This window comes from Streptomyces sp. NRRL S-350, from assembly GCF_000719705.1.
In the GTDB taxonomy this organism is placed as follows: Bacteria; Actinomycetota; Actinomycetes; order Streptomycetales; family Streptomycetaceae; genus Kitasatospora.
Genome location: NZ_JOHO01000014.1, coordinates 122,421 through 147,073 on the forward strand (window position 1 = coordinate 122,421; position 24,653 = coordinate 147,073).

Annotated in this window: 25 protein-coding genes and 1 pseudogene; 15 read left to right on the forward strand and 11 right to left on the reverse strand. The window is 74.3% G+C overall.

Annotation, left to right across the window (positions count from 1 at the left end; genetic code table 11):
- Nucleotides 1-31 precede the first annotated feature (31 nt).
- The 10 genes from IF30_RS0116510 (at nucleotide 32) to IF30_RS0116555 (ending at nucleotide 8,442) form a co-directional block, all read left to right on the forward strand.
- Nucleotides 32-790 carry an alpha/beta fold hydrolase gene (locus IF30_RS0116510; protein WP_030238288.1) on the forward strand — a complete coding sequence of 253 codons (759 nt, stop codon included), beginning with the start codon at nucleotides 32-34 and terminating at the stop codon, nucleotides 788-790.
- Between the two features lie 38 nt (nucleotides 791-828).
- Entirely contained in the window at nucleotides 829-1,065 is a 237-nt protein-coding gene (locus IF30_RS0116515; protein WP_158835201.1) for a hypothetical protein, read from the forward strand.
- 399 nt (nucleotides 1,066-1,464) lie between these two features.
- Nucleotides 1,465-2,436 (forward strand): urea transporter, encoded by a 972-nt coding sequence (locus IF30_RS0116520; protein WP_051710427.1) that lies wholly within the window; start codon nucleotides 1,465-1,467, stop codon nucleotides 2,434-2,436.
- 57 nt (nucleotides 2,437-2,493) lie between these two features.
- Nucleotides 2,494-2,799, forward strand: coding sequence for an urease subunit gamma (locus IF30_RS0116525; protein WP_030238292.1), 306 nt, complete (start codon nucleotides 2,494-2,496; stop codon nucleotides 2,797-2,799).
- Nucleotides 2,800-2,802: 3 nt separating this feature from the next.
- Nucleotides 2,803-3,651 (forward strand): sirohydrochlorin chelatase, encoded by an 849-nt coding sequence (locus IF30_RS41580; protein WP_051710428.1) that lies wholly within the window; start codon nucleotides 2,803-2,805, stop codon nucleotides 3,649-3,651.
- 162 nt (nucleotides 3,652-3,813) lie between these two features.
- Nucleotides 3,814-4,251, forward strand: coding sequence for an urease subunit beta (locus IF30_RS0116535; protein ID WP_078891429.1), 438 nt, complete (start codon nucleotides 3,814-3,816; stop codon nucleotides 4,249-4,251).
- Nucleotides 4,251-5,975, forward strand: a complete 1,725-nt coding sequence (gene ureC, locus IF30_RS0116540; RefSeq protein ID WP_030238300.1) for an urease subunit alpha — start codon at nucleotides 4,251-4,253, stop codon at nucleotides 5,973-5,975. The genes IF30_RS0116535 and ureC overlap by 1 nt, the downstream gene beginning before the upstream one ends.
- A complete protein-coding gene (locus tag IF30_RS0116545; protein WP_078891430.1) occupies nucleotides 5,972-6,721 on the forward strand; it encodes an urease accessory protein UreF in 750 nt (249 codons plus the stop codon). The genes ureC and IF30_RS0116545 overlap by 4 nt, the downstream gene beginning before the upstream one ends.
- Before the next feature lie 42 nt (nucleotides 6,722-6,763).
- On the forward strand, nucleotides 6,764-7,384 hold the full coding sequence (gene ureG, locus IF30_RS0116550; RefSeq protein WP_030238306.1) for an urease accessory protein UreG: 621 nt from the start codon (nucleotides 6,764-6,766) through the stop codon (nucleotides 7,382-7,384).
- 86 nt (nucleotides 7,385-7,470) lie between these two features.
- Nucleotides 7,471-8,442 carry an urease accessory protein UreD gene (locus tag IF30_RS0116555; protein ID WP_037900205.1) on the forward strand — a complete coding sequence of 324 codons (972 nt, stop codon included), beginning with the start codon at nucleotides 7,471-7,473 and terminating at the stop codon, nucleotides 8,440-8,442.
- 225 nt (nucleotides 8,443-8,667) lie between these two features.
- On the opposite strand, the gene IF30_RS0116560 is transcribed toward IF30_RS0116555, so the two are convergent.
- Both IF30_RS0116560 and IF30_RS0116565 read right to left on the reverse strand, forming a co-directional pair.
- Entirely contained in the window at nucleotides 8,668-9,078 is a 411-nt protein-coding gene (locus IF30_RS0116560) for a nuclear transport factor 2 family protein (protein WP_030238311.1), read from the reverse strand.
- Between the two features lie 86 nt (nucleotides 9,079-9,164).
- The gene (locus IF30_RS0116565) at nucleotides 9,165-10,100 is read right to left on the reverse strand and encodes a zinc-binding dehydrogenase (RefSeq protein WP_030238315.1); all 936 of its coding nucleotides are present in this window, start codon (nucleotides 10,098-10,100) and stop codon (nucleotides 9,165-9,167) included.
- Nucleotides 10,101-10,208: 108 nt separating this feature from the next.
- Between IF30_RS0116565 and IF30_RS0116570 the strand changes: the two genes are divergently transcribed.
- Nucleotides 10,209-11,252 carry a LysR family transcriptional regulator gene (locus IF30_RS0116570; RefSeq protein ID WP_063752655.1) on the forward strand — a complete coding sequence of 348 codons (1,044 nt, stop codon included), beginning with the start codon at nucleotides 10,209-10,211 and terminating at the stop codon, nucleotides 11,250-11,252.
- 111 nt (nucleotides 11,253-11,363) lie between these two features.
- On the opposite strand, the gene IF30_RS0116575 is transcribed toward IF30_RS0116570, so the two are convergent.
- Nucleotides 11,364-12,044, reverse strand: a complete 681-nt coding sequence (locus IF30_RS0116575; RefSeq protein ID WP_158835204.1) for an NAD(P)-binding domain-containing protein — start codon at nucleotides 12,042-12,044, stop codon at nucleotides 11,364-11,366.
- 159 nt (nucleotides 12,045-12,203) lie between these two features.
- On the opposite strand from IF30_RS0116575, the pseudogene IF30_RS45280 reads away from it, so the two are divergent.
- Nucleotides 12,204-12,539, forward strand: a pseudogene (locus IF30_RS45280) (hypothetical protein); the annotation flags it as partial.
- 4 nt (nucleotides 12,540-12,543) lie between these two features.
- Nucleotides 12,544-13,392, forward strand: a complete 849-nt coding sequence (locus IF30_RS0116585) for a GNAT family N-acetyltransferase (protein ID WP_030238326.1) — start codon at nucleotides 12,544-12,546, stop codon at nucleotides 13,390-13,392.
- A 221-nt stretch (nucleotides 13,393-13,613) separates the two neighbouring features.
- Here the strand turns inward: IF30_RS0116585 and IF30_RS0116590 are convergent, their stop codons facing one another.
- The 4 genes from IF30_RS0116590 to IF30_RS41585 form a co-directional block, all read right to left on the reverse strand.
- Nucleotides 13,614-14,336, reverse strand: a complete 723-nt coding sequence (locus IF30_RS0116590; RefSeq protein ID WP_030238327.1) for an ATP-binding cassette domain-containing protein — start codon at nucleotides 14,334-14,336, stop codon at nucleotides 13,614-13,616.
- A gap of 4 nt (nucleotides 14,337-14,340) precedes the next feature.
- The gene (locus IF30_RS44585; RefSeq protein ID WP_063752657.1) at nucleotides 14,341-15,108 is read right to left on the reverse strand and encodes an ATP-binding cassette domain-containing protein; all 768 of its coding nucleotides are present in this window, start codon (nucleotides 15,106-15,108) and stop codon (nucleotides 14,341-14,343) included.
- 502 nt (nucleotides 15,109-15,610) lie between these two features.
- Nucleotides 15,611-17,572, reverse strand: coding sequence for an ABC transporter permease (locus IF30_RS44595; protein WP_063752658.1), 1,962 nt, complete (start codon nucleotides 17,570-17,572; stop codon nucleotides 15,611-15,613).
- A gap of 6 nt (nucleotides 17,573-17,578) precedes the next feature.
- A complete protein-coding gene (locus tag IF30_RS41585; protein ID WP_051710432.1) occupies nucleotides 17,579-18,136 on the reverse strand; it encodes a hypothetical protein in 558 nt (185 codons plus the stop codon).
- Between the two features lie 324 nt (nucleotides 18,137-18,460).
- On the opposite strand from IF30_RS41585, the gene IF30_RS0116615 reads away from it, so the two are divergent.
- Nucleotides 18,461-19,072, forward strand: a complete 612-nt coding sequence (locus IF30_RS0116615) for a hypothetical protein (RefSeq protein ID WP_051710434.1) — start codon at nucleotides 18,461-18,463, stop codon at nucleotides 19,070-19,072.
- A 4-nt stretch (nucleotides 19,073-19,076) separates the two neighbouring features.
- Nucleotides 19,077-20,654, forward strand: coding sequence for an ABC transporter substrate-binding protein (locus IF30_RS0116620; RefSeq protein ID WP_078891431.1), 1,578 nt, complete (start codon nucleotides 19,077-19,079; stop codon nucleotides 20,652-20,654).
- Between the two features lie 45 nt (nucleotides 20,655-20,699).
- Here the strand turns inward: IF30_RS0116620 and IF30_RS0116625 are convergent, their stop codons facing one another.
- The 4 genes from IF30_RS0116625 to IF30_RS47910 all read right to left on the reverse strand — a co-directional run bounded on the left by IF30_RS0116625 (nucleotide 20,700) and on the right by IF30_RS47910 (nucleotide 24,553).
- On the reverse strand, nucleotides 20,700-21,914 hold the full coding sequence (locus IF30_RS0116625) for a PP2C family protein-serine/threonine phosphatase (protein ID WP_030238341.1): 1,215 nt from the start codon (nucleotides 21,912-21,914) through the stop codon (nucleotides 20,700-20,702).
- Nucleotides 21,915-22,201: 287 nt separating this feature from the next.
- Nucleotides 22,202-22,624 (reverse strand): MarR family winged helix-turn-helix transcriptional regulator, encoded by a 423-nt coding sequence (locus IF30_RS0116630; protein WP_030238344.1) that lies wholly within the window; start codon nucleotides 22,622-22,624, stop codon nucleotides 22,202-22,204.
- A 30-nt stretch (nucleotides 22,625-22,654) separates the two neighbouring features.
- Entirely contained in the window at nucleotides 22,655-24,016 is a 1,362-nt protein-coding gene (locus IF30_RS0116635; RefSeq protein WP_107054415.1) for a M48 family metalloprotease, read from the reverse strand.
- Nucleotides 24,017-24,136: 120 nt separating this feature from the next.
- On the reverse strand, nucleotides 24,137-24,553 hold the full coding sequence (locus tag IF30_RS47910) for a dsRBD fold-containing protein (protein WP_051710435.1): 417 nt from the start codon (nucleotides 24,551-24,553) through the stop codon (nucleotides 24,137-24,139).
- Nucleotides 24,554-24,653 lie beyond the last annotated feature (100 nt).

Below are 24,653 nucleotides of genomic sequence, written 5' to 3' on the forward strand. Positions count from 1 at the left end.
ACTGGAGGCGGAAGTCACTACGATCCGCCTGATGATCCTTTCTCATGACGTAACCGGCAGTGGGCCCGCCGTGGTGCTGCTGCATTCCTCGGTGTGCGACCGGCGGATGTGGGACGTGCAGTGGCGGCGGCTGGTCGACGCCGGGTACCGGGTGGTCCGGTGCGACTTCCGCGGGTTCGGCGACTCTCCGCTCGCCGACGGGCCCTACAGCGACGCCGGAGACGTCCTGGCGCTGATCGACCACCTGGGCATCGCGTCCGCCGCGCTGGTGGGCTCCTCGTACGGCGGGCGGATCGCCCTGACGGTGGCCGCGCTGCGGCCGGCGGCCGTCACGTCGCTGGCCCTGCTGGCGCCGGCGGTGCCCGGGCACCAGCCCGGCGAGGCGCTGCGCGCCTTCGGGGCGCGCGAGGACGCGCTGATCGAGGCGGGGGACATCGAGGCTGCCGTCGAGCTGAACGTCGAGACCTGGCTCGGACCGGAAGCCGGTCCGCAGGCCCGGGAGAGCGTCCGGCGGATGCAGCGGCGGGCGTTCGACGTGCAGGCGGACGCGACGGTCGGCCCGGAGCGCGAGGAGGTCGACCTCTCCGGGATCGCGGCCCCCACCCTCGTCGTCGGTGGCGCCCACGACGTGCCGGAACTCCGGGAGGTCGCCGCCGGACTCCCGGCCCGCCTGCCGAACGCCCGTCACCTCGAACTGCCCTGGGCGGGCCACCTGCCGAGCGTCGAAAGGCCGGAGGAGACGGCCGCGCTGGTGCTGGAGTTCCTGCGCGAGACCGCGGCGGCCCGATAGCGGCGGCCGACTCGCGTGTCGCCGCCGCGGTGTTCGGGTTGACGGGGCACGCCGGGCAGACGGCGGCGGCGCGGCGGGTGCGCGTCCCGGTGGAGTTCGTCCTGCAGTGGGATGACGAACTCGTGCCGCGTGAGGGGGCGTTGGCGCTGTTCGACGAGCTCGGATCGCGGGAGAAGACGTTGCACGCCAACCCCGGCGGCCATCTGGAGGTGCCGGACTTCGAGCTGGACGCCTCGGGGCGGTTCCTGGCGCGGCACCTGCTGCGGAGGGCGTGAGCGGGCAGTCGCGGGCGCCGCGTCCCTCCGGTTTCGGCGGCCGACGCCGCACGGCGCACACATGTCCGCCACATCGGTTCCGTGTTTCACCGTTTCGCCATCGCCGCGCTGTCCGAATTGCCGGGCCGTGGCGAATTTGCGCTGAATCCCTCGGTGGGGGCGGATTTCCGGCATCGTCATCGGTCAGTAAAACTTCGCAAAGAATTTCTTCCTTCAACCAACCCGGCGCCCGCCGAATTCAACAGATTGTTGCAGCTCAGCGGCATGGCCGTCACCCTTCGTCCATTTGGCATAACCCGCCGTGCGCGCCCACATCCGCAATCCGCAGGAGTACGGTTCCGGGGAATCGCCGGGAGCGGCTGCCAAGCACCCCGGCCGTACCGGGAATTGGTGCGAGGCATGGGTCAGCAAGAAGGTGGGGGGAACGGTTCCGCGGTCGCCCGTCCGCTGTCCGTCAGGTGGGCCGCCGAGGTCCTGCGGGGCATCGCACAAGTCGTCTTCGTACCGTCCGCCGGGTGCGGACTCCTGTTCGTGGCCGCACTGTTCGCCGCCGGCCGGCAGTACGGCCTCTACGGCCTCCTCGGCAGCGCCGTCTCCACCGCCGTCGCGTACGGGCTGGGGCTCGACCGGGGCGCCATCGGCGCCGGGCTGCACGGGTACAACGGGTGCCTGGTGGCGCTCGGCTGCGCCGTGTTCCTCGAAGCCGGGCATCCGGCCACGGTCGCGACGGCGGTCCTCGGGTGCGCCGTCGCCGTGGTCGTCACGGCCGGGCTAGGAGCGCTCCTGGAGAAGTGGCGACTCCCGCCCCTGACCGCACCGTTCTGCCTGGTCGCGACGGCCGTCACGGTCGCCGCGACCGGCTTCCGGCGGCTGTGGCACGGCGCGGGGCCGCCCGCCGCCCCGCCCGTACCGGCCACCGGGGAGAGCGGACCGGGCTGGGAACAGCTCTGGCACGGCTTCTTCGCGAACATCGGTCAGATCTTCCTCATGCCCCAGTGGTACGTCGGCCTGCTGGTCCTGGTCGGCCTGTTCGCGGCGAGTCGACGCGCCGGCCTGACGGCCTGCGCGGGCAGCGCCACCGGACTGCTCACCGCCTGGGCGTTCGGCGCGCCCGCCGAGGCCGTCGGGCAGGGACTGCTCGGCTACAGCGGCGTGCTGGTGTCGTTGGCGCTGTGCGGGGCGTTCGTCGCCCCGAGCGGCTGGAGCGCGGCCTTCGCCCTGCTCGGCGCGGCCGCCGCCACCGTCCTCACCCCGGCGTTCGCGGCGATCTCCGCGGTCTTCGGCGGCCACGCCTTCACCTGGCCGTTCGTGCTGACCACCATGCTGTTCCTGGCGGCGGCGCCGACCGTCCCCCGTGTGCGCCGGGTCTGATCGTCCGTCCAACTCCCTTGCATTCCATCGGATCCTCGGAAAGGAAGAGTGATTCCCGTGAATCTCTCGCCGCGTGAGATGGACAAGCTGTACATCTACGTCGTGGCCGACCTGGCCCGCAAACGCCGCGACCGCGGCGTCAAGCTGAACTACAGCGAGGCCTGCGCGCTGATCAGCGAAGCCATCATGGAGGGCGCCCGGGACGGCCGCACCGTCGCCGAGTGCATGGAGATCGGCAAGCAGGCCGTCGGCAACGCCGACGTCATGCCGGGCGTGCGCGAGATGCTCCCGCTGCTCCAGGTCGAGGCCGCGTTCGTGGACGGGACCAAGCTGGTCTCCTGCCACGACCCGGTCGGTGCCTGACCGATGGCACGGCCTCAGGCCGCCGCCGTCCCCGCGACCGTCACGGCCGCCGCCACCGTGGTGCTGGCGGGCGGGCACGAGAGCGACGGCGGACGGGACCTGACCGCCCTGGTGGCGAGCGCTCCGGCCGGCGCCGTCGCCCCGGCCGTGCACGCCGCCGCCCCGGCGGGCCGTCCGCTCACCGAAGCCGTACGCTCCGCGCTGGCCGCGGGCGACGGGCCGGTGTGCGTCGTCCCCATGACGCTCGGCCGCGACCCCCGGCTGGTGGCCGACACCGCCCGGGCACTGCGCTGGCTGGCCGCCGGGGAGGGCCGGGGACGGCTCGCCCTGACCGCCCCGTTCGCCGCCGCCGAACACCTCATCGGCTGGCTGCGCGCCGCCGCCCCAGCCCAGGGCGGCGCGGTCCTGGTCACAGCCCCGGCGGCCGACCCGTTCGAGGACGCCGAACTGTTCCGGATCGCCCGACTGGCCCGCCAGCACGGCCACCACCGGTGGGTGGAGGTGGCCTTCGAGGGCGGAGACCCCGACCCCGCCGAGGGCGCCGAACGCTGCCGCCTGCTGGGCGCCCCCGAGGTGACGGCCGTCCCGGCCTCCTTCGGACCGGCCCTGCGCACCCCGGTACCCGGCGTGCGCGACGGCGGTCCACTGCTGCGGCCGTCCGCGATCGCCGGGGTGGTCGCGGCCCGGACGGCAGCGGCACTGCACCTGCTCGGGCACGGTGAGGACGGCATCCTGGCCGGCCTCGACGCCGAGCACGGGCACGGCTACGCGCACAGCCACGGCCCGGGCGAAGCGCACCACCACCACGGCCGGGACCAGAGCCACGCCCAACGCCACGTCCACTCGCACTAGCCCCGGTACCCGCACCAGCCCCAGCGCTCGCGCTAGTACCCGCACTCGCACGAACGCCCCCGTGCCCGCACCCTCACCACCCCCACCGCACCTCCCGCACTGCCCCCTCCACACCTCACACCCCTGCACCCCCCACTGCACCGGCAGAGAGGAAGGCCAACCATGTCTGGTGGCGCCGCATACCTGTACGGCGACGACCCGGTGGAGATCAACGCCGGCCGCGCCAAGGCCACGGTCACGGTCAGCAACACCGGCGACCGGGCGATCCAGGTCGGTTCCCACTACCACTTCTTCGAGGCCAACCGCGCCCTCGACTTCGACCGCAACGCCGCCTTCGGCAAGCACCTGGACATTCCGGCCGGCACCGCCGTCCGCTTCGAGCCCGGGGACACCAAGGACGTCACGCTCGCCGAGTTCGGCGGCCACCGCCGCCTGGTCGGCTTCAGCAACCTGGTGGACGGCGGCGCCACCGCGCCCGCCACCCGAACCCGGGCCATCGACCGGGCGATCGCCCGCGGCTTCAAGGGCACCAACCTCGACCACAAGGAAGACCGCCCCCGGGACTTCCACCCGGAGACCCACCCGGAAGGCGACCGCTGATGGCCATCCTCTCCCGCAAGCAGTACACCGACCTGTTCGGTCCGACCGTCGGCGACCGCTTCCACCTCGCCGACACCAACCTGGTGGTCGAGGTCGAGCACGACTTCAACCAGGGCCACTACGGCGACGAGGCCGTCTACGGCGGCGGCAAGGGCATCCGCGACGGCATGGCCCAGGACCCGGCCGCCACGTCCGCCCAGGGCGCGCTCGACCTGGTCATCACCAACGTCGTCGTGCTGGACGCGGTGCTCGGCGTCGTCAAGGGCGACATCGGCGTCAAGGACGGCTTCATCGCCGCCGTCGGCAAGGCCGGCAACCCGCACACCCAGAGCGGCGTGCACCCGAAACTGGTCATCGGCCCCGGCACCGAGGTGATCTCCGGCGAGCACCTGATCGCCACCGCCGGCGGCATCGACACCCACATCCACTTCATCGCCCCGCAGCAGGTCCAGGAGGCGCTGAGCAACGGCATCACCACCCTGATCGGCGGCGGCACCGGACCCTCCGACGGCACCAACGGCACCACCTGCACGCCCGGCCCGTGGAACATCCACCGGATGTACCAGGCGGTCGAGGACCTGCCGGTCAACGTCGGCCTGCTCGGCAAGGGCAACGGTTCGCTGCCCGGCGCGCTGCGCGAGCAGGTCGAGGCGGGCGTGTGCGGGCTCAAGGTGCACGAGGACTGGGGCAGCACCCCGGCCGCGATCGACAGCGCGCTGAGCGTCGCCGACGAGTACGACGTCCAGGTGGCCATCCACACGGACACCCTCAACGAGTCCGGCTACTTCGAGGACACCCTCTCCGCGATCGACGGCCGCACCATCCACACCTTCCACACCGAGGGCGCGGGCGGCGGCCACGCCCCGGACATCATGCGGATCGCGGGCGAGCCCAACGTCCTGCCGTCCTCGACCAACCCGACGCTGCCCTACACCGTCAACTCGGTCGACGAACTGCTGGACATGGTGATGGTCTGCCACCACCTCAGCCACGACATCCCCGAGGACGTCTCCTTCGCCGACTCCCGGGTCCGCGCCGAGACCATCGCCGCCGAGACGGTCCTGCACGACGAGGGCGTCATCTCGATCTTCTCCTCCGACTCGCAGGCGATGGGCCGGATCGGGGAGACCTTCACCCGCGCCTTCCAGACCGCCCACCACTGCAAGGACCAGCGCGGCAAACTGGCCGGCGACAGCGAACGCCACGACAACGTCCGGGTGTTGCGCTACCTCGCCAAGCTCACCATCAACCCGGCCGTCGCCTCCGGCACCGCCGACCACATCGGCTCCCTCGAGCCCGGCAAGCTCGCCGACATCGTGCTCTGGCCGATCAACTCCTTCGCCGCCAAGCCCAAGATGGTGATCAAGGGCGGGGTGATCAACTGGGCACTGATGGGCGACCCGAACGCCTCGCTGCCCACGCCCCAACCGGTCTACTACCGGCCGATGTTCGGCGCGTACGGGCGGGCCCGGCAGGCCACCCGGGTCTCCTTCATGTCCCAGGCCGCGATCGACCTCGGCGTCCCCGCCCGACTCGGGCTGGAGAGCCGGGTACTGCCGGTTCGGCGGTGCCGCTCGGTCGGCAAGCAGCACATGGTGCGCAACGACGCGCTGCCGAAGATCGCCGTCGACCCGGAGACGTACAAGGTCACCCTGGACGGCGAGCCCGCCACCATCGAGCCGGCCCGCGAACTGCCGCTCAACCACCTGTTCTACCTCGCATGAGCACCGCTCCCGAGCCCGCCGGGGGCGCCGGGCGGGGCGACACCGTCGAGCCCGCCGGGCCCGGACTGGACGCGCTGCTGGTCTGCCTCCAGCTGACCGACTCCGCCTTCCCCAGCGGCTTCTACACCCTCTCCCACGGCCTGGAGGGTTACGCCCAGGCCAAGGCCGTCACCGCGGACACCGTGCCCGACCTGCTCGCCGACCTGCTGCGGCACGGCGTCGGACCGTCCGACGCCACCGCGCTCGCCCTCGCCCACCGGGCCGCCTCGGCGGGCGACTGGGACGGGCTGGCCGAGACCGACCAGCGGCTGCACGCCACCAAGCTCAACCGTGAACTGCGGCTCGCCGCCACTCGGACCGGGCGCCAACTCCTGGACATCGCAAGGGAGTCGCTGGGCGGCGAGCCGCTGGAGCGGTACGCGGCCCTGGTCGCGGACAAGCGCGCCCCCGGCTGCCAGGCAGTGGCCGCCGGGGTGGCCTACGCCTCGGCCGGCGTCCCGGTCGAACAGGCCGTCACCGGTGACCTGTTCGCGTTCTGCACCAGCTTCGTCGGCGCCGCCCTGCGCCTGCGCCTCACCGACCACCGGCGGGCGCAGGTGGTGCTGCGGGCCGTCTCGCCGGTGATCCGGGAGGTCGTCGCGGCCGCGCTGCGGCGGGAGCCGGCCGACCTCGGCGGCTGCGTACCGGTCGCCGACGCGATGTCCGGACGGCACGAGCGGGCCGAGGCCCGGCTGTTCGCGAGCTGAACACCCCTTTCCCGTACGTCATTTCGCACCAGAGGAGGAGAGTTGACCGAGAACGTGCTCCGCGTGGGCATCGGCGGGCCCGTCGGCTCCGGAAAGACGGCGCTGATCGAGGCACTCGTCCCGGTGCTGATCGCGCGAGGCCACCGCCCGGCGGTCATCACCAACGACATCTACACCCAGGAGGACGCCCAGCACGTGCGCCGCACCCTGGCCGGGATGCTCGATCCGGAACGGGTGGTCGGCGTGGAGACCGGCGCCTGCCCGCACACCGCCGTCCGTGACGACCCGACCATGAACCTCGCCGCCGGCGCCGAGATGCTGGAACGCTTCCCGGACGTCGACACCCTGCTGTTCGAGTCCGGCGGCGACAACCTCACCCTGACCTTCAGCCCGGTGCTGGTCGACCTCTTCCTCTTCGTCCTCGACACCGCCGAGGGCGAGAAGATGCCCCGCAAGCGCGGGCCGGGCATCACCGAGTCGGACCTGCTGGTCATCAACAAGATCGACATCGCCCAGTACGTCCGCACCGACCTCGCCGTCATGGAGTCCGACGCCCACCGGGTGCGCGACGGCGGGCCGGTGGTGCTCACCAACTCCCTGACCGGGGAAGGACTGGAGGAGATCGCCGCCTTCCTGGAGACCTTCCGGAAGGTCCCGGCGTGACGGGCTCCCCCGTCGCAGCCGCCGCCCGGCCGGACCCCCGAGGCCCCCGACCGGCTCCCGGGCCGGACCCTCGCCCGATCCCCCGACTGGACCCCCGGCACTACGAACCGGCCCGCGTCCCGTACGAGGTCCGCCGGCACGCCGGGACACCCGACACCCTCGCGGTCGGGCGCCCCGGCAAGGTCGGGCTGCTGGAACTGGCCTTCGAGAAGGTCGCCGGGCGCACCGAACTCACCGGCCACTACCAGAAGTCGCCGCTGCAGATCATGCGCCCGCTGTACTTCGACCCGGCCCGCCCCGACCTCGCCGTCACCTTCCTGATGTCCACCGGCGGCGGCATCCTGCAGGGCGACCGGCTGCGCACCGACGTGCGCTGCGGCGCCGACACGGCCGTCCACCTCACCACCCAGGCGGCCACCAAGGTCTACCGGATGGAATTCGACTACGCGACCCAACTCCTCCACCTGGAGGCCGGTCCCGGCGCCTACGTCGAATACCTGCCCGAGCCGGTCATCCCCTTCGTCGACTCCCGCCTCTACCAGCGCACCGTCCTGACCGCCGACCCGGGCGCGACGGTCATCGCCGGGGAGACCGTGCTGGCCGGCCGCCTCGCGCGCGGCGAGCGCAACGTCTACCGGGTGTTCGCCTCCGACCTCGAAGTCCGGCGCCCGGACAACCGGTTGGTGGCGCTCGACACCGTACGGCTGGAACCCTCCGGCCCGGGCCCGGGCCCGGGCGGGCGTCCGGGCCCACGCCCAGGTGCGGGCCCGGGCGCAGGCGTCGCCGGGCCGGCCGTCCTGGCCGGCCACGACGTCATGTCCAGCCTGTACGTCCTCAGCCCGCTCGCCCCGGCCGGGCGGATCGCGGACACCCTGCACGAGGCGCTGGCCGATCGCGGCCTGCTCCACGGCGTCAGCGTGCTCCCCCAGGACAGCGGCGCCTGGCTGCGCCTGCTCGGCTCCGACACCCGCGCCTGCGCCGCCGCCCTGCGCGCGGCCTGGGACGCGGTCCGGCGGCTACTGGTCGGCGTCCCGGCGCCCGACCTGCGCAAGACCTGACGGCGGCGCCTGGCACGGCACCTGACAGGTGACGGGCGCGTACGCCCGCCCGCCCCGGGAAGCAGGCCCGGGGCGGGCCGGCGAGGCGGCGCGCGCCGTCACGTCCTACTCCATCGTCGGCGGACCCCCACCACCGCTGAACCCTCACCACCGCGGAACCCTCACCACCGCGGACGTCCCGTCCCCTCCGGCCTTTGCGACGGCAGGGGCACCCGCCCCTGCTTCTCAGGCCTCCGGGAAGAGCACCCGGCCGACCATCCGGGTGTCCAGGTACTCCCGGACCCCGGTGATCCGGCCGTCGGCCACGGTGAAGACGCCCGCGCACCGGTTGTCGTAGTGCCCGCCGCCCACCGCGGTGCCCTCGGCGAGCCACTCGGCGAGCACCTGGTCGCCGTCGGCCAGCACGTTGGTGAGTGTCACCTTCGGCGCACCGCCGGGGGCGAAGAACCGGCCCGCGCCGACCAGGAAGTCGTCCACGATCGCATCGCGCCCGGTCCACACCCGGCTCAGCGGAAGGTCACCCGGGTACTCCCAGGTGGCGTCCTCGGCGAAGCTGTCGCGGATCACCGCGAGGTCGCCCTCGATGACGGCGTTGACGTACCGGACCACCACGGCCTTCGGGTCGAGCGTGCTCATCGTTCTTCTCCTTTTCGTCATCGAGTTCTCGTCCTCGAGTCCTCGTCTTCGAGTTCTCGTCTTCGAGCGGGTGAATCGCTCGCGTGTCAGTTGACGGTCAGTACGGCGTTGCCGCGGATCCGGCGGCCGCGCAGCTCGGCCAGCACCTCGGGCGTCTCCCGCCAGTCCCGCACCGCGCCCAGCTCCGGGTGCAGCCGCCCGGCGGCGGCCAGGCCGACCAGCACCGCCAGGTCGGCGCTGTCCGGCTCGTCCACGTCCGCGTAGCTGAACTGGCGGATGGTGGCGCTGGTCGGGCCGGTCAGCAGCGCGAAGAAGTCCAGCGTCACCGGCTGCCGGCTGGCCTGCCCGAACCAGAGCAGCAGCCCGCGCCGCGCGAGCCGGTCCAGCGCCACCGGCAGGTCGACGCCGCCGGTGGACTCCAGCACCAGGTCGAACGGCCCCTGGGCGTCCGCCACCCGGTGCACCACCTCGATGGCGCCCAGCTCGACGAGCCGCTGCCCGCGCTCCACCGAGGCGGTCACCGCGGTCACCCGGGCGCCGGCCGCGCCGGCCAGCTCGGTCAGGTAGTGGCCGACCCCGCCGGAGGCCCCGGTCAGCAGGATCCGCCGCCCGGCCAGGTGGCCGGTGTGCCGGGCGGCGGTGCGCAGCAGGCGCAGCGCGGTCAGCCCGGCCAGCGGCAGGGCCGCCGCCTCGACCGAGGTCAGGCCCTCCGGCAGCACCGCGAGCTGCCCGGTCGGTACGGCCGCGTACTCGGCCCAGCCCAGCGCCGGCGGATGCCCGACCACCCGGCTGCCCACCGGCGGCCCGGAGCCGTCCGGCGCGGCCTGCACCACCAGCCCGGCCACGTCCTTGCCGGGCCGCCAGCCGTCGCCCGGAGGGCGCTCCAGCTGGAAGGTCTCGCCCCGGTTGACCGAGTAGGCCTCGACCTTGACCAGCGCCTGGCCGGGGTCGGGTTGCGGCTCCGGGACCTCGGCGAGCCGGACGGTGGCGGCCGCGTCGCGGGTGGCGGTGAACGCCTTCATGGTGGGCTCCTCTCGATTGCCTCCACCTTCCTCCGGCCGCGGGTGCATGATCCAACAACCGGTCAGCAGCCTTGACAACCAACGGTTGTCGGCCGTCACCATGGGCCCGTGGACCTCGATCCGGCCCAGCTGCGGGCCTTCCTCGCCGTCGCCGAACACCGGCACTTCGGCCGCGCCGCCGCGCGCCTGGCCATCACCCAGCAGGCACTCTCCAAGCGGATCGCCCGACTGGAGGAGGCGCTGGGAGAGCGGCTGCTGGACCGCGACGGCGGCCGGGGCGCGGTGCCGACCGCGGCGGGGGAGCGGCTGCTGGAACCGGCCCGCGCCGTGCTGGCCGCCTGCGAAGCCGCCGTGGTGGCGGTGCACGGCGCGGCCCGGCCGCTGCGCCTGGACGTCTGGGGCCACCTGTTCGCCCCGCTGCGCACCGTCGGCGCGCTGGACGTCGATCCCCTCCCGCTGGAGATCGGCCACGGCCGCGACCTCCCCTCGGTGCTCGGCGCGCTGCTGCGCGGCGAGACCGACGCGGGCTTCGGCCGCTACCACGCCCTGCCGGACGGGAGGGAGCACGAACTCGCCCACCGGCTGGTCCGACTGGAGCCGGTCGACGCGGTGCTGGGCGCCGGCCACCCGCTGGCCGGCGCCGACGCGCTGCGGCCCGATGACCTCCGCACCAGCCGCCTCCTGCTCCCCGCCGCGCTGGCCCGCCTGGAGTTCCTGCAACGCTTCGCCGAGCGGTTCGGGCTGACCACTCTGCCCCCGCGGTCCAACCTCGGCGTCGAGCACTTCCTGACCCAGCTCGCGACCACTCCGGACGCCGTCACCCTGCTCCCCGCCGACGCCCCGCTCCCCGACCTCCCGGGGTTGCGCACCGTCCCCCTGGTCGACCCGACCCCCCTCTACGCGTGGTCCCTGGTCTGGCCGAAGCACTCCCCGCACCCCCGCCTTCCAGCCCTGCTGCGTGCCTTCGCCGACACCGGCCGGCGAAACCGGTGGCTGGAGTACCGGCCGGACCGCGACTGGCTGCCGGAGGCCGAGGACTCGGTGGGCTCCGAGGTCCCGGGGGACTCCGAAGGATCCGAGGAGACCGAGGGCGCCGAGAGTCCTGACGGCTCCGAGGGCGGGGGCCGGGTGTTCGATACCTGTTCAGGCTGACGCGGCGGGCCGGTACGGGTTTCAGGAGAACTGCCTGGTCCTGTCCGGGGCGGCAGCCGGCCGGGCGGTCGTGGAGTCGACCGACGTCGCCCAGTGGGTCCTCGGGCGCGCTCAAGCGGTGCTGCGGTCGCCCGGGTGGTGACGGTCGTCCGCGCGCTGTGCGAAGCTCTCGATCAGAGCGGGCAGGCTGCGGAGCAACCCCTGGGCGTACGGCGCGAGTTCGGCGCCGCTGACGCCCTCGGCGCGGGCGAGCGCCAGGGCATGGACCCAGTCGTGCACGGTGGTCCAGAACAGGTCGAGCAGGGCCGCGTCGAACGCCGAAGCCAGCCCGGGGTCCGTGCCGACGTGGCGTACGGCGCCCAGCGACCGGAGAGTCTCCTCGTGCGCGGCGAACAGCTTGGGGCCTCCACTGAACAGGACGGTCCCCTCGGGGCAGCCGGTGATCGGCGTGGGAGTGAGGAGCGCCGCGTCGAGGAGGCGGACGCCCCGGGCCTCGGCGGCTGCCGCGTTCGCCCGGGCGTCGTCCGGCGCGATCGAGGCGGCGTTGACGACGGTGCGGCCGGGCAGGGCCGGCCAGGCGGTGTCCAGCACGGCCCGGGCGGCGTGCTGGTCGCGCACGCAGAGCAGGACGAGCGAGGCGTCCGCCACCGCGGCGGCGGTCCCGGCCGACCACGCACCACGGGCGAGCCGTTCTCCGTCCCGGCCGGGCGTGCGGTTCCACACGGTGACCGGATGGCCTGCCGCGAGCAGCGCCCGGGCCAGTGGCCGGCCCATCGGGCTCAGGTCGAGCACGGCAACGGCGTTGCGGGAGGAGGGGGTTGAGGAAGATCGTCGGTATCGGAGAACCGGCCCGGCGGACCGGCGTCACCCCGCGCGCCCTGCGCTACTACGGAACAGGGCCCGCTCGTCCCGGAGCGCCGCCCCAGCGGCTACCGCGAGTACGGGGAACGGGACGTCGACGCCGTCCACGGTATCCGCACCCTCCTCGCGGCCGGCCTCGACAGCACCGCGATCACCCGCGTCCTCCCGGGCCTGCCGCTCCCCGGGCACCGCCGTCCCGGCCCGACCTGCCCGGAACTGCTCGCCGGCCTGGCCCGGGAGCGCGCCCGGATCACCCGGCAGACGGACGAAATCGCAGCAGCCCGAGACCTGTTGGACGCCATCGTGGGCTCGGAGACGCCGAGCGAGGCGATCCGCACCGGTCGGCCGCCGGCGCGGCCGTCCGACCGCTCGGGGGAGAGCGGGCGGAAACTCGATGGCGCCCGCTCCCGTGCCGTGCTGGAGTGATCGGATGGATCACGACGAGGTACTCGCCCTGTTCGACGACCGGATCCGCCGCAACGCTCAGCCCGACGGCCCCGGTGTCCGCATCGAGCGCGCCGGCGCGGTGGGTGCGGGGCACGTGGCGGGTGCGGGGCATGCGGCCGGGCGTGCGCGGCCGGCGGTGGGCTCGGTGGTGCGGCAGGTGGGTGCGGCGAGCGGCTGGAACGGCGTGCTCTGGTCCGACCTGGACGAAGCCGGGGCGGACGCGGTGATCGAAGCCCAGGTGCGCCACTTCAGTGACCTGGGCCTGGAGTTCGAGTGGAAGGCTTACTCGCACGACCGCCCCGCCGACCTCGGGGAGCGGCTGCTGGCGGCCGGGTTCACGCCCGGGCCGGACGAGGCGCTGATGATCGCCCGGATCGAGGACCTGCCCGTCGACGCCGCCCTGCCGGACGGCGTCCGGCTGCAGCCGGTGACCGACCAGGCCGGGGTCGACCTCATGATGGAAGCCCATGAGCAGGCCTTCGGCACCGACCTGCCGGGCCTGCGCGAGCGGATGCTCGACCACCTCCGGCACGGCACCGACACGGTCAGCATGGTCGTCGCGATGGCCGGCGACCGCCCGGTCTCCGCGGCCCGGATGGAGCTCAACCCGGGCACCGGATTCGCCGGCCTCTGGGGCGGCGGCACCGTACCCGGCTGGCGCGGCCGGGGCATCTACCGCGCCCTCGTCGCCCACCGCGCCCGCCTCGCCGCCGACCTCGGCTACCAGTACCTGCAGGTCGACGCGAGCGACGAGAGCCGCCCCATCCTCCAGCGCCTCGGATTCGCGTGGGTGAGCACCACGACGCCGTACGTGTACCGGCCCTCGGCCTGAGCGCGGCCGCGGGGCGTCAGGCCTTCGCGGCCGTGCCGTGCCGCCGCGGGTCGCTGATCGTCGGCAGCTCTGCTCAGTGGCGCTGCGCGATGGCCCTGCGCGATGGCCTCGGACACGAGGGCGAGGTCGTCACAGCCCGAGCCGGCCTGGTGGGCCTGGTCGGTTGGGTTGGGTTGGGTTGGTCGGGTCGGTTGGTTCGGCCGGGTCGGCCGGTGGGCTCGTCACCGGGTGACTGCCAGCCACCCCGGGATCGGCTCTCCGGGCTCGCCCGAGAAGACCACCTCGCCCCGGTGCAGCACGTGCACCACCGCCGCCCCGGCGAGGGTACGAGGCAGCGTCTGCGCCGCGAGCACGACCGTACGGCCTTCGATGGCGCCGGTGGGGTCGCCGGTGGGGCCGCCGGTGGGGTCGCCGGTGGGGTCGGCGTAGGCCAGCAGGTGGGCATGAAGCCGGGCGGTGACGGCGGGGGCCAGACCGCGCTCGGGCTCGTCGAGCAGGAGGAGGGCGGGCTTCGCAGCCAAGGCCCGTCCGATGGCGACGAGTTGCTGCTGACCACCGGAGAGGGTGTCCGCCCGGCGGTTCAGCAGGGCGGTCAACTCCGGGAAGAGCGCCAGCACCTCGGGGCGCCCGCGGCCGCCCAGGGCGAGGTTCTCGGCGACGGTCAGCGACCCGAACACCCCGCGCTCGGCGGGTACCAGGGCCAGCCCCCGCCGCACCCGCTGGTGCACCGACAACCCGCTGACGTCCCGCCCCCGCCAGACCGTCCGGCCGCCCGACAACGGCACGACCCCGGCGAGGGCGTGCAGTGCGCTCGTCCGCCCGGCGCCGTTGCGGCCGAGGAGGACGGTGACGGCGGCGGACGGGAAAGCGAGGTCGACTCCGTGCAGTGCCTCCAGGGGCCCGTACCGGACCCGGGCGGCTCGGAGGGCGGCTTCCACGGGCATCAGATCACCGCCCCCAAGCCCGGGTGACCCGCGGGTCGGCGAGGACGGCCGCGGCCGGACCGCCGACCACCAGGCGGCCTTCGGCCATCGCGTAGACGGAATCGGCGAGTTCGGCGACCAGCTCGGCGTCGTGCTCGACCAGCAGCAACGCCATGCCGCGCCCGGCGAGCCCCCGAAGCACCGACACCAGCCGGTCCGTCTGAGCGCCGTCGAGCCCCGCCGCCGGCTCGTCCAGCAGCAGTACCCGGGGCCCGCCGGCCAGCGCTCGCGCCAGTTCCACCAGTCGCAGGACGCCGGTGGGCTGCGCCCCGGCCGACTCGGCGGCCACGCCCTGCAGCCCGAACAGCCGCAACGCCCGGGCAGCCCGCTCGGCTGCGGCCCGTCTGTCCTGTCGCCTGTTCTGCTGCTCGGCGCCCACCAGGACGTTGTCGGCGACCGAGAGCGTCGGGAACACGGCGATCTGCTGGAAGGTCCGAGCCAGTCCGAGCCGCACCCGCCGATGCGCGGACAGTCGGGTCACATCCCGACCGCCGAGCAACACCCGCCCGGCATCGGGCCGGGCGGTGCCCGCCAGGCAGTCGAACAGCGTGCTCTTGCCCGCCCCGTTGGGCCCGACCAACGCCGTGATCCGCCCCGGCAACGCCATCAGGTCCACCCCGCCCACGGCCTCGATGCCCCCGTAGCGTCGAACGATGCCCCGAGCGGTGAGACGCGCGGCGGGGCGGGTGGCGGCCTGGGCGGCGGGACCGGTGGGGGGATGAGTGTCGCTCATGGCCGTCCTGCCGGCGCCCGGGGCCCCGGGTGGCTCATGGGGGCGGACCCGCCGCCGTGGCGGTCGAGGTCACCGGCCGCGTTCCGCGCGGTGGGATGAGCGAGGTTCATGTCTGCCCTTCCTGCGTGGCGGTCATCGGGATGAGCGCGACGGTTCGCCGATACCGGGAGATGAACGTTGCTCATGGGGAATCCGCAGCCGTCCGCGCCATGGTCGTGCGGTTGCTGCGGTTGCTGCGGTTGCTGCGGTGGCTGCCGGGCCACCCGTACGGGGCATGAGTGTCGTTCATGGTCGCTCCCGTCCGTCCACGCGGCTGTCGGCTCTGCTCTCTGCGCCTGCCGCCCCCCTGCTCCTGCCGCTCCCTGCGCCTCCCACGACGACGTCCACCCGAACAGGTGATGAGCGCGGCTCATGGGCGTTTCCCGCTGCAGACGCGGCCGTCCACGCGAGCCACCGTGCGCCTGCCGCGACGATGCCCACCCGTATGGGTCATGAGCGGAGCTCATGGCCGTCGGCCGCGCACCGCGATGACCTCCCGTACGCGGCGGCCTGCCGGGGTGAGGCGGCAAGGCGGCAGGGCTGCGGGAGGAGGGCGGTGGCGGCGGGGGAGGGTGGCGAGGCCTCCCGGGAGGCGGCCGATGGCTGCGGCCAGGGCGCCGACGGCCACGGCGGAGACACCGGCGACGGTGCCGGCGTCGAGGCCGATGATGAGGGCGGCGGCCAGGACCGCGCCGAGTGCGCTGTCGGCGCCGGCGACGACGACGGCCGCGAACCAGAGGAGGCCGCCCACCGGGTCGAAGGCGGCGGGGTCGAAGGCGCGTCCGGCGAGGCCCATCAGACCGCCGCCGAGTGCGGCGAGGGCCGCTCCCGCGACGAAGGCGAAGAGTTTCAGTCCCGGGACGTCCACGCCCGCCGCGACCGCGCCCGGTTCGTGGTCGCGCGTGGCGGCCAGCGCCCGCCCGAGCCGACCCCGGTGCAGGCCCCGGACGGCGAGCAGGCCGACGCCGAGGAGGGTCAGCTCGGCGAGGTAGAAGGCGCGGTCGCCGGCCAGGAAGGACGGACGGTCGAGCACGAGCCCGGTGGTGGCGTACGGCTGTTGGAAGACGAAGCGGCTCATCGCCGTGCCGACCGCGAAGGTGACCAGGGCGAGGGCGAGCCCGCGTCGGCGGATCGCGGGCCAACCCGTGAGCAGCCCGAGCGGGGCGGTGGCCAGGACGGAGATCAGCAGCGCGGGCACGGCGGGCAGCGGTGGGACGCCGGGGATGCGGCCGGACATCAGCAGTGCGGTGCCGAGCGCGCCGAGGCCCGCGTACCCGGCCTGGCCGAGCGAGATCTGCCCGCCGTAGCCGGTGACCACGACGATGGACAGCAGGACGAGGGCGAGCGCCGGGACGAGCAGTGCGCTGCGCAGGTCGTTGCCCCGGAAGCCGAGCGGCAGCAGCAGGAGCACCAAGCAGACCGTTCCCGCCAGCCGTCCGCCGCCACTGCGCCCGCGCACCGTACGGCGGACGGCCAGTGGTGCGGCGTCGCTCCGTGCCCCGGTGATGCGCGGCCCGGCGAGCAGCGCGGTCGCGAGCAGCGCGACCACGAACAGGTTGGACTGAATGGCCTGGACGAGTGGCAGCAGCTGCCCGGACGGGCGCAGCCGGGTGAGTTCCGACTGGGCGATGCCGAGACCGAGCCCGGTGGCGACGGCGACCGGGATGCTGCGCAGCCGGGCGGCGACCGCGACGGCCATGGTCTCCATGACCAGCAGCGGCAGCCCGTACGGGTCGAGCAGCAGGTACGGGGCGAGGGCGATGCCGACGAGCCCGGCCGTGAAGGTGCCGAAGGCCCAGCCGGCGGCGGAGAGCCGGTCGGCGTCGACTCCGGCGAGGGCGGCGAGGCGGCGGTCGTCGACGACGGCGCGCAGCCGCAGGCCGAAGCGGGTCCACCGGGTGGTCGCGAGGACGGTGAGGCCGAGTACGAGGATCGCCGTGAGCTGGGCGACGGTGTCGGGCCGCAGGGTGTGGCCGCCGGGAAGCGGGATCGGGGGGCCGCCGATCGGGGCGGGGGCGCCGGCCAGCGGTGCGGTTCCCCACATCAGGACGGTCACGCCGATGAGCAACACGAATACGCCGAGGCCGGCGACCGTGGTTTCGGCCGGTCCGGCGCCGCGCCGTTGCAGGGGGCGGTAGACGAGGACGTCGAGCAGTACGCCGAGCGCGGGGGCGACGGCCAGCAGGCAGAAGGCGGCGGCCGGCCAGACCGGCCAGTGGCGGACGACGACGAGGTCGCGCAGCAGGTAGGCGACGGCCATGGCCTGGGCGCCCTGGGCGATGTTGAGCACCCCGGTGGCGCGGTGGCAGACGACCAGGCCGATGCCGCTGAGCGCGGCGGCGCTGCCGACGGTGAGCCCGGCGAGGGCGAGGTCGACGGTGAGGCCGAACGAGTCGGGGGCGGCCGCGTTGAGGAGGGCGTCCATGGGCGTTCAGTCGCCGGGTGGGGCGGATTCGCCCGGACGGGTGGCGCGGCCGGGGCCCGGGGCGGGTGGTGAGCAGAGCGGGCAGGGCGTCAGGCCGCGGGCCCGGAGGGCGTCCGCGTCCACCGGTCGGGCGTGCGCCTTGCCGGTGACCAGCGGGCAGTCCGGCCGGTGGTAGCGGGTGCCCTCCGGTACGGCCACCCACTGGTCGTCGCCCCGGTCGCTGCCCCGGTCGCTGCCCCGGTCGCTGCCCTGGTCGACGCCGCGTCGGACCTCGGGCCCGGCGTCGGGTTCGGTGCCCGGTTCGGTGCCGGACCCGGTGCCCGGTTCGGTGTCCGATTGGGTTCTCGGTTCGGTGTCCGGTTCGACCAGCAGGTCGTACAGCCGTTCCACGCGCCGGTCCGTCAGGTCCTCGCCCCCTCGGGCGGACGGCGGCCGCAAGGCGACCAGGACGGCTCCGGACACGATCATCGCCGCGCCCGGAACGGTCGACGAGGCCAGGTAGGGGATCTGCTGCTCGACGAACCGTTCGCCGGAGACCCCGTACCAGCCGAGCACGCACAGCACGGCCCCGACCGCGACGAGGAGCCAGCCCGCCCACTCCCGCGCACCTCGGAACGCACCGCGAAACGGGCCGCCGCGAAACGTGCCGCGAAACGCACCGCGAAACGTGCCGCCGCCGAACCCACTGCCCGGGCGCGCACCGCCCGGGAGCGCGTCGCCTCGGACGGCGGAACCCTTTGGGGCACTACGGGTGATTTCTCCGCCGGATTGCGATTCGTCCATGGATCCGCCTTCATGGTGTCACTTGAGACGTTTCCAGGATCGGCCTGGAACAGCATCCGGGGCGCCGGGCGACCGGCCCGGGCGGCGCAGTCGAGAGGGAACACCATGCACGTGACGCGGATCGGCACCCCCACGGGCGGCGGACGGGGCCTGCGGACGGCGAGTGCGCTGCTCGCCCTGGTGCTGGCGGGCACGGCGGCCGCGTGCAGCAGCAAGTCCGGTTCCACGGCTTCCTCCCCGGCAGGAGTGAGCACGAGCGCCGGTGCGGGCGCCGGCGCCAGTGAATCCGCCACGGCCACGGCCTCCCCGAGCGCCACCGCCTCCCCGAGCGCCACCGGCACCGCCCCGGCCGACCCGGCCGCCGCCAAGACGGAGATCACCACCAACTGGGAGCGGTTCTTCGATCCCAACACCCCGATCCCCGACAAGGCCAAGCTGCTCCAGGGCGGCGACATGCTGCTCCCGGTGTTGCAGGGCTTCTCCCAGGACCCCCGGGTGGGCCAGGTGCAGGCGAAGGTCAACGAGGTGGCGTTCACCGATGCCTCCGACGCGACCGTCACCTATTCGCTCTCCCTCCAGGGCAGCGTGGTCGAACCGAGCGCGTCCGGCCAGGCCGTCCTCGAAAGCGGCACGTGGAAGGTGTCCCGCTCGACCCTGTGCGGTCTGCTGACACAGGCCGGCGGCGCCAGCGGCACCCCGATCCCCGGTTGCAGCTGACCGGATGCGGTCGACCGCTCCGCCGCGGCACCGGGCCGTCGACGCGTTCGCGCGCCGACGGCCCGGCCGTGTCCAGGCGGCGGCCCCCACCCCTGCCCCAGCGCCCACCCGCGCCCCGGCTGCCACCCGCGCCCTGGCTCTCGCCCGCGGCACGGTTCCCGACCCCGCCCCGGTTCGCGTCCTCCCGCTCGTCCTGAGCCTGGTCCTGATCCTGGCCCTGAGCCTCGTCCTCGCGGGCTGCGGCACCCGGCTTCCCGGCAGCGCCTTCACCGCCCGCGCCACCCCGGGCGCCGGGTCGCCCCCCGGCGCCGGAGCGCCCGGAAGCCCCAATCCCGCCTCCGACACCGGTGTCACCGCCGCCGAGATCCGGATCGGCATCGTCACCTCCCTCACCAGCCCGGTCGGCAGCGAGGTGTTCAGCGGTCCCCGGTACGGGGCGCAGGCCTTCTTCCAGGCCCTCAACGACCGCGGCGGTCTGCACGGGCGCACGATCCGGCTGGTGACCTGCGACGACGGTGGCAGCGGCGTCGGCAACCAGGACTGCGTGCACCGGCTGATCGACCGGGAGCACGTCTTCGCCTTCGTCAGCGGTAGCGTCCTGGACTACGCCGGTGCGCCGTACGTGAGCGGCAAGGGAGTGCCGGACGTCGGCGGCCAGCCGATCGGCACGGCGTACGACCGCTGGCCGCACCTGTACGGGATCTACGGCAGCGGTGCCCCGCGGGACGGGCGGGCGGTCGGCTGGAACGGGACGCTCTACCAGAGCACCGAGGTGTTCCGTTTCTTCAAGCAGCGCATGGGCGCGGCCAGCGCCGCAGTGGTCGCGTACAACCAGGCCGACTCCGCCCGCTACGCCGGACAGCTGAAGGCCGGGCTGGAGGCCGAGGGGTACCGGGTGCTGCTCCAGACGGTGGACTTCGCGCTGCCGAACTTCCAGGCGGTGGCCGCGGCGGTGCGCGCGGACGGTTCGCAGTTGCTGTTCGACGCCATGGACGGACGGGGCAACGCGGCGCTGTGCCGGGCACTGGACGAGGCCGGGGTGACGGTGGCGGCGAAGGTCACCAACGTGCAGAACTGGTCGGAGTCGGTGCGCACCGACTACGCCTCCTCGCCGAACTGCCGCAACGCGCTCTGGGCGACCTCGTCGAGCCTGAACTACGAGGACGAGCGGTATCCGGCGGTGCGTGAGTTCCGGGCCGCGATGGCCCGCTACTACCCGGACCGGGCCGGGCAGCTGTCCGCGTGGGAGCTGGAGGGCTGGGCGGGTGCGCAGTGGCTGACCGACGCGCTGGACTCCTGCGGCGCCGCACCCACCCGCTCCTGCGTCGAGGCCTTCATGAACCGCGTCGAGCCGTACGACGCGCACGGCCTGATCCTGCCCGCCTCGTTCGTCCCGCGGCCGCCGCCCACCGGCCCGACCCGGGCCTGTCTCAACGCCGCCCGCTGGCAGGACTCGGCCCAGGTCGGGCAGGCGGGGCAGAGCAGCCAAGGCGGCCCGGTCCAGCAGGGCGGTTGGGTCACCCAGGTGCCCTCGATGGCGACCAACTGCTTCGACGTGCCGCAGCTGCCGTACAAGCCGTAGGCCCCGGACGGGTTCCGGTACCGGGCGGGACGCGGTGTTCCGGGCTCACCCCTGACGACTTCGGCGGCTCGGCCGACCAGCGGCGGCAGCGGACCCGAGCCCGGCCGGCGGGCGGCTCCCGGGCGACCCGTCGTCCGGGAGCCGCTCCACCACGACCATGGCCGCGTCGTCGTCCAACCGGCCGCCGACGTGGGCGAGCAGGTCGCGGCGAAGGTGCTCGACCAGGGCGGTCGGGCGCTCGGCGAGCCAAGTGGTGACGCGTTCGGTGAGCGGGTAGAACCGCCGCTGGGCGTCCCGGGCCTCGATCACGCCGTCGGTGTAGATGAGCAGCCGGTCGCCGGGGCGGAACGGGAAGGTCTCCACCTCGTACCGCATCGGGGCGAGCTCGCCGAGGCCCAGCGGCGGGGAGGGCCGGCGGGCGGCCAGGGTGGTGATGCCCTCGGGGCGCAGCAGCAGTGGGGGTGGGTGGCCGCAGTCGATCAGGCGCACCGGTGAGCCGTCGTCGGGGATGTCCAGCAGGACGGCGGTGATGAAGGACTCGCCTGCCTCGGCGTCCTCCTCGGGGGCGTCCCCGGGGGACGGGCGGGGCAGGGCGAGCCGGGCCTGCCGGGCCTGTCGGTCCCGACGGGACTGTTCGGCGAGTTGGGCGAGGTCCCAACTGACGCTGCCGTCCAGGTAGGCGGCCAGGTCGGGCAGCTCGGCGTGCAGGTGGGCGGCGGCGCGGAAGGCGCCGAGCAGCAGCGCCGCGTCGCCGAGCGAGGACAGGCCCTTGCCGCGCACGTCGCCGACCAGTAGTCGGGTGCCGGTGGCGGTGCGGGCGGCCGCGTACAGGTCGCCGCCGACCTGGGCCTCGGCTTCCGCGGCGAGGTAGACGGAGGCCAGGTGCAGCGGCCCGATCCGATCCGGCAACGGGCGCAGCAGCACCCGCTGGGCGGCCTCGGACACCGACCGGACCCGGGCCAGTGCGCGTTCGTGCCGTTGACGCAGCACCCGCAGGCCGACGATCAGTGCGGAGACAACGACCTGTGCGCTCAGCTGGGTCTCGATGTTGGCGCTGGTCAGGCTGTCGCGGACGGAGCCGATCACGGTCAGTGCGGCGATCGCGAGCAGTGCTACCCCGGCGGTGGCCCGGGGGCCGGCGAAGGAGGCGGTCAGAGCCGGGGCGACGATCAGTAGCGGGCCGAGGTGGATGTCCGGTGGGGAGAGGATGTCGACGACGGTGATCAGGACGATCAGGGCGAGCGTCAGCGCCGTCAGCACCCGGCGGTCGGGCCGCCAGGAGGGGCGGTGGTCTGGGGAGCGCGGCGGGTGCGGCGGGCGCGGCGCATCGGGACGCTGCCGGAGGGGCACCTCTCCTCTGTACACCGTGGGGGTGGCGGGGCGCACCCGGAGGGCTCATTCGGCGGTCCGTGCCGAGGGGTCGTGTCAGGGGCCCGGGCGGAGGGCCCGCTCCCGGGGGTCACGTCGAAGGGTTCGAGTCGGAGGGTTCGAGTCGGAGGGTTCCCGCCGGTGGCTCATCTTCGGGCCCCTGCGGGGGACCTCTGCTGTCAGCCCTCTTCGCCGTAGCGCGCCAGGTAGGCGGCGAAGCGGGCGACGTCCTCGTCGGACCAGTCGGTGAAGCGCGTGGTGAAGGCCAGGCGGCGCTGCTCGTTGGCGTCGCGCAGCAGGGTCAGCCCGGCCTCGGTGGCGCGCAGGATCTGGCCGCGCTGGTCGTCCGGGTCGGCCTCGCGGGCCAGCAGCCCGAGCTTCTCCAGGGCGGTGACCTGGCGGCTGACGGTGGACTTGTCGAGCATGAAGTGCGCGGCCACGTCGGCGGCTCGGCAGCCGCCGCGCTCGGTGATCAGGTCGAGGATGCTGTAGGTGACCAGGGACAGGTCGGGGTGCAGCTGGGAGGCCTTGTGCCGGGCGCGGCGGGCGAAGGCGGTCAGCTCGCGCTGGATGGTGTCGATGGACGACTGGCGGCCGGGCACGGCGTTCCTACCTCCCTGAGATTTGTTGCACTATACAACGGATTTGCCGGGGTCCGTGCGGTGCTGCTCCGGAGCCGGCCGGCCCTGCCCGGCCTGCCCGGCCTGCGAGGCGTGCGAGGAGTGTGAGGCCTGCGTGCCCTGTGCCCCCTGCGTGCCTTCGGTCCCCTGTCTGCCTTGCGTGCCCTGGGCGGTCCGGGTGACCCGAGCGGCCTGCCAGGCCCGGGCCGCGGCGATCCGGCGGGTCGCACTCGGGTGAGTGGCGAACAGTAGCTCAAGCACCCTCGGCGGGTCGACATCCGAGACGTTCGCCAGCGCCAGTCTGCGCTGCATCGCCACGAACTGCTCGGCGTCACCGGTCAGTTCGAGTGCGTGCCGGTCCGCCCGGGCCTCGATGCGGCGGCTCACCGCGCACTGCGCCGGCCCCGACGCCGCGCCCAGCAGCGCCGCCAGCGCCGCCAGCAGCGGCAGCGCCCGGGGGTCCGCCGCATCCGACGCCCCCGCGGCGTCCAGCAGCGGCTGCCAGGCCGCCAGCAGGCCGAGGACGGCCACCGCGACCGCCGCCCCGACCGCACCCAGAGCGGTGCCCACCGGCACGTCCCGGTGCTTGACGTGGCCCAGTTCGTGCGCGACCACCAGCTCCACCTCGCGCGGCTCGGCAGTGGTCAGCAGCGTGTCGTACGCGACGATCCGACGGGTCGCGCCCAGGCCGGAGACGTACGCGTTGAGCGCGGTCGTCCGGCGGGAGGCGTCCGCCACCAGGACGTCCCGCACCCGGATGCCGTCGCGGTCGGCCAGCGCCAGCAGGGCGGTGCGCAGCTCGCCCGGCGGCATCGGGGTGAACCGGTTGAACACCGGCTCGACGAGCAGCGGGTGGAGGAAGGAGAGGACCGCGGTCAGCAGTGCCGCCGCGCCGGCCGCCGGGAGCCACCAGTGCTGTGGCGACCAGGCGGTCAGCGCGAACAGCCCGAGGACGAGCGGCAGGACCAGGACGAGGGTGAGCGCGAGACCGCGCAGGGCGTCCAGCGCCCACCCGGCCCAACCCTGGGTCACCAGCCCGTACCGGACCCGGACGGACCGCACCGCTGCGCCGAACGGCAGCTGCAGCGCCTGCCCGAGGACCACCAGCGCCGCCGCACCGGCCAGGACGGTGGCCGTCCGGGAGTCGCCGAACCAGCGGCCGACGGCGGTCGCCAGGGCAGCCCCGGCCGGGGTGAGGCCGAGCAGCAGGGGCAACGCCAGGCCCGCCAGACGGGCGCCCAGCGCCCACGGCTGCTGGGCGCGACGCAACGCGCGGCCCCGGGCGCGCTCGGCGGGCGTGAAGTCGGGCGTGGGGTCGGGCGTGGCCGCGGGGTCGGCCCCCGGGGCGGGCTGCGGGGCGGGCGTGGTGTCCATGGGCGGGTTGCGGCTCTTCCGGTCTGCCGGGCATCCGGTCTTCGGTCGGGGTGTCGCGGTTCAGCATGGCGCACCCCGCCGGTCCGGGCTCACTCTTCCGCGGCCTTCGCTGCCCGGGGCTCACTCCTCCGTGGGGCCGGTGGCGCGGTGGACGGCGGCGCGCAGCAGCTGGTGGCCGAGGTCGACCAGGGCGCGGCCGACCGCGAACTCGTCGCCGACCTGCGGGGCGGGGGCGTCGAGGGGGTTGCGGTGGGAGAGGGTCTCACTGTGCAGGAGGGTGCCGTCGGCGTCCAGGACGGCGTGCACCCGGGTGGTGTCCCGGTCCTCGACCACGTGCAGGCTGAGCCGCCAGTCCTTGGTGCGGACCGCCCGTTCGTCGGCCCCGGCGTCCGGTGCCGCGGTGGCTGGGGTGGCTGGGGTGGCCGCGGTCGGCGTGGCAGGCAGGGTGTCCGTGCCGGAGGACCGGCTGCCTCCCGGAACGTCGACCGGGCCGCCGCTCACGTTGCCGCTCGCGTTGCTGCTCAGGTTGCCGCTCATCTCGTCCCAGCTCCGCGCCGCGGCACGGGCGTGGTTCCCCGTACCACCCACCACGCTGCGCGTGCTCCCGCCGTCGCGCCAGGGACGAGGTGTCCGGATC

Coding starts and splice junctions, on each gene's coding strand:
- IF30_RS0116520 (WP_051710427.1), top strand. CDS start 1,465: ATGGGTCAGCAAGAAGGTGGGGGGAACGGTTCCGCGGTCGCCCGTCCG.
- IF30_RS0116590 (WP_030238327.1), bottom strand. CDS start 14,336: ATGCCCGTGGAAGCCGCCCTCCGAGCCGCCCGGGTCCGGTACGGGCCC.
- IF30_RS0116545 (WP_078891430.1), top strand. CDS start 5,972: ATGAGCACCGCTCCCGAGCCCGCCGGGGGCGCCGGGCGGGGCGACACC.
- IF30_RS0116615 (WP_051710434.1), top strand. CDS start 18,461: ATGCACGTGACGCGGATCGGCACCCCCACGGGCGGCGGACGGGGCCTG.
- IF30_RS0116510 (WP_030238288.1), top strand. CDS start 32: ATGATCCTTTCTCATGACGTAACCGGCAGTGGGCCCGCCGTGGTGCTG.
- IF30_RS41580 (WP_051710428.1), top strand. CDS start 2,803: ATGGCACGGCCTCAGGCCGCCGCCGTCCCCGCGACCGTCACGGCCGCC.
- IF30_RS0116565 (WP_030238315.1), bottom strand. CDS start 10,100: ATGAAGGCGTTCACCGCCACCCGCGACGCGGCCGCCACCGTCCGGCTC.
- IF30_RS47910 (WP_051710435.1), bottom strand. CDS start 24,553: ATGAGCGGCAACCTGAGCAGCAACGCGAGCGGCAACGTGAGCGGCGGC.
- IF30_RS0116535 (WP_078891429.1), top strand. CDS start 3,814: ATGTCTGGTGGCGCCGCATACCTGTACGGCGACGACCCGGTGGAGATC.
- ureC (WP_030238300.1), top strand. CDS start 4,251: ATGGCCATCCTCTCCCGCAAGCAGTACACCGACCTGTTCGGTCCGACC.
- IF30_RS0116635 (WP_107054415.1), bottom strand. CDS start 24,016: ATGGACACCACGCCCGCCCCGCAGCCCGCCCCGGGGGCCGACCCCGCG.
- IF30_RS0116560 (WP_030238311.1), bottom strand. CDS start 9,078: ATGAGCACGCTCGACCCGAAGGCCGTGGTGGTCCGGTACGTCAACGCC.
- IF30_RS44585 (WP_063752657.1), bottom strand. CDS start 15,108: ATGAGCGACACTCATCCCCCCACCGGTCCCGCCGCCCAGGCCGCCACC.
- IF30_RS0116620 (WP_078891431.1), top strand. CDS start 19,077: ATGCGGTCGACCGCTCCGCCGCGGCACCGGGCCGTCGACGCGTTCGCG.
- IF30_RS0116585 (WP_030238326.1), top strand. CDS start 12,544: ATGGATCACGACGAGGTACTCGCCCTGTTCGACGACCGGATCCGCCGC.
- IF30_RS44595 (WP_063752658.1), bottom strand. CDS start 17,572: ATGGACGCCCTCCTCAACGCGGCCGCCCCCGACTCGTTCGGCCTCACC.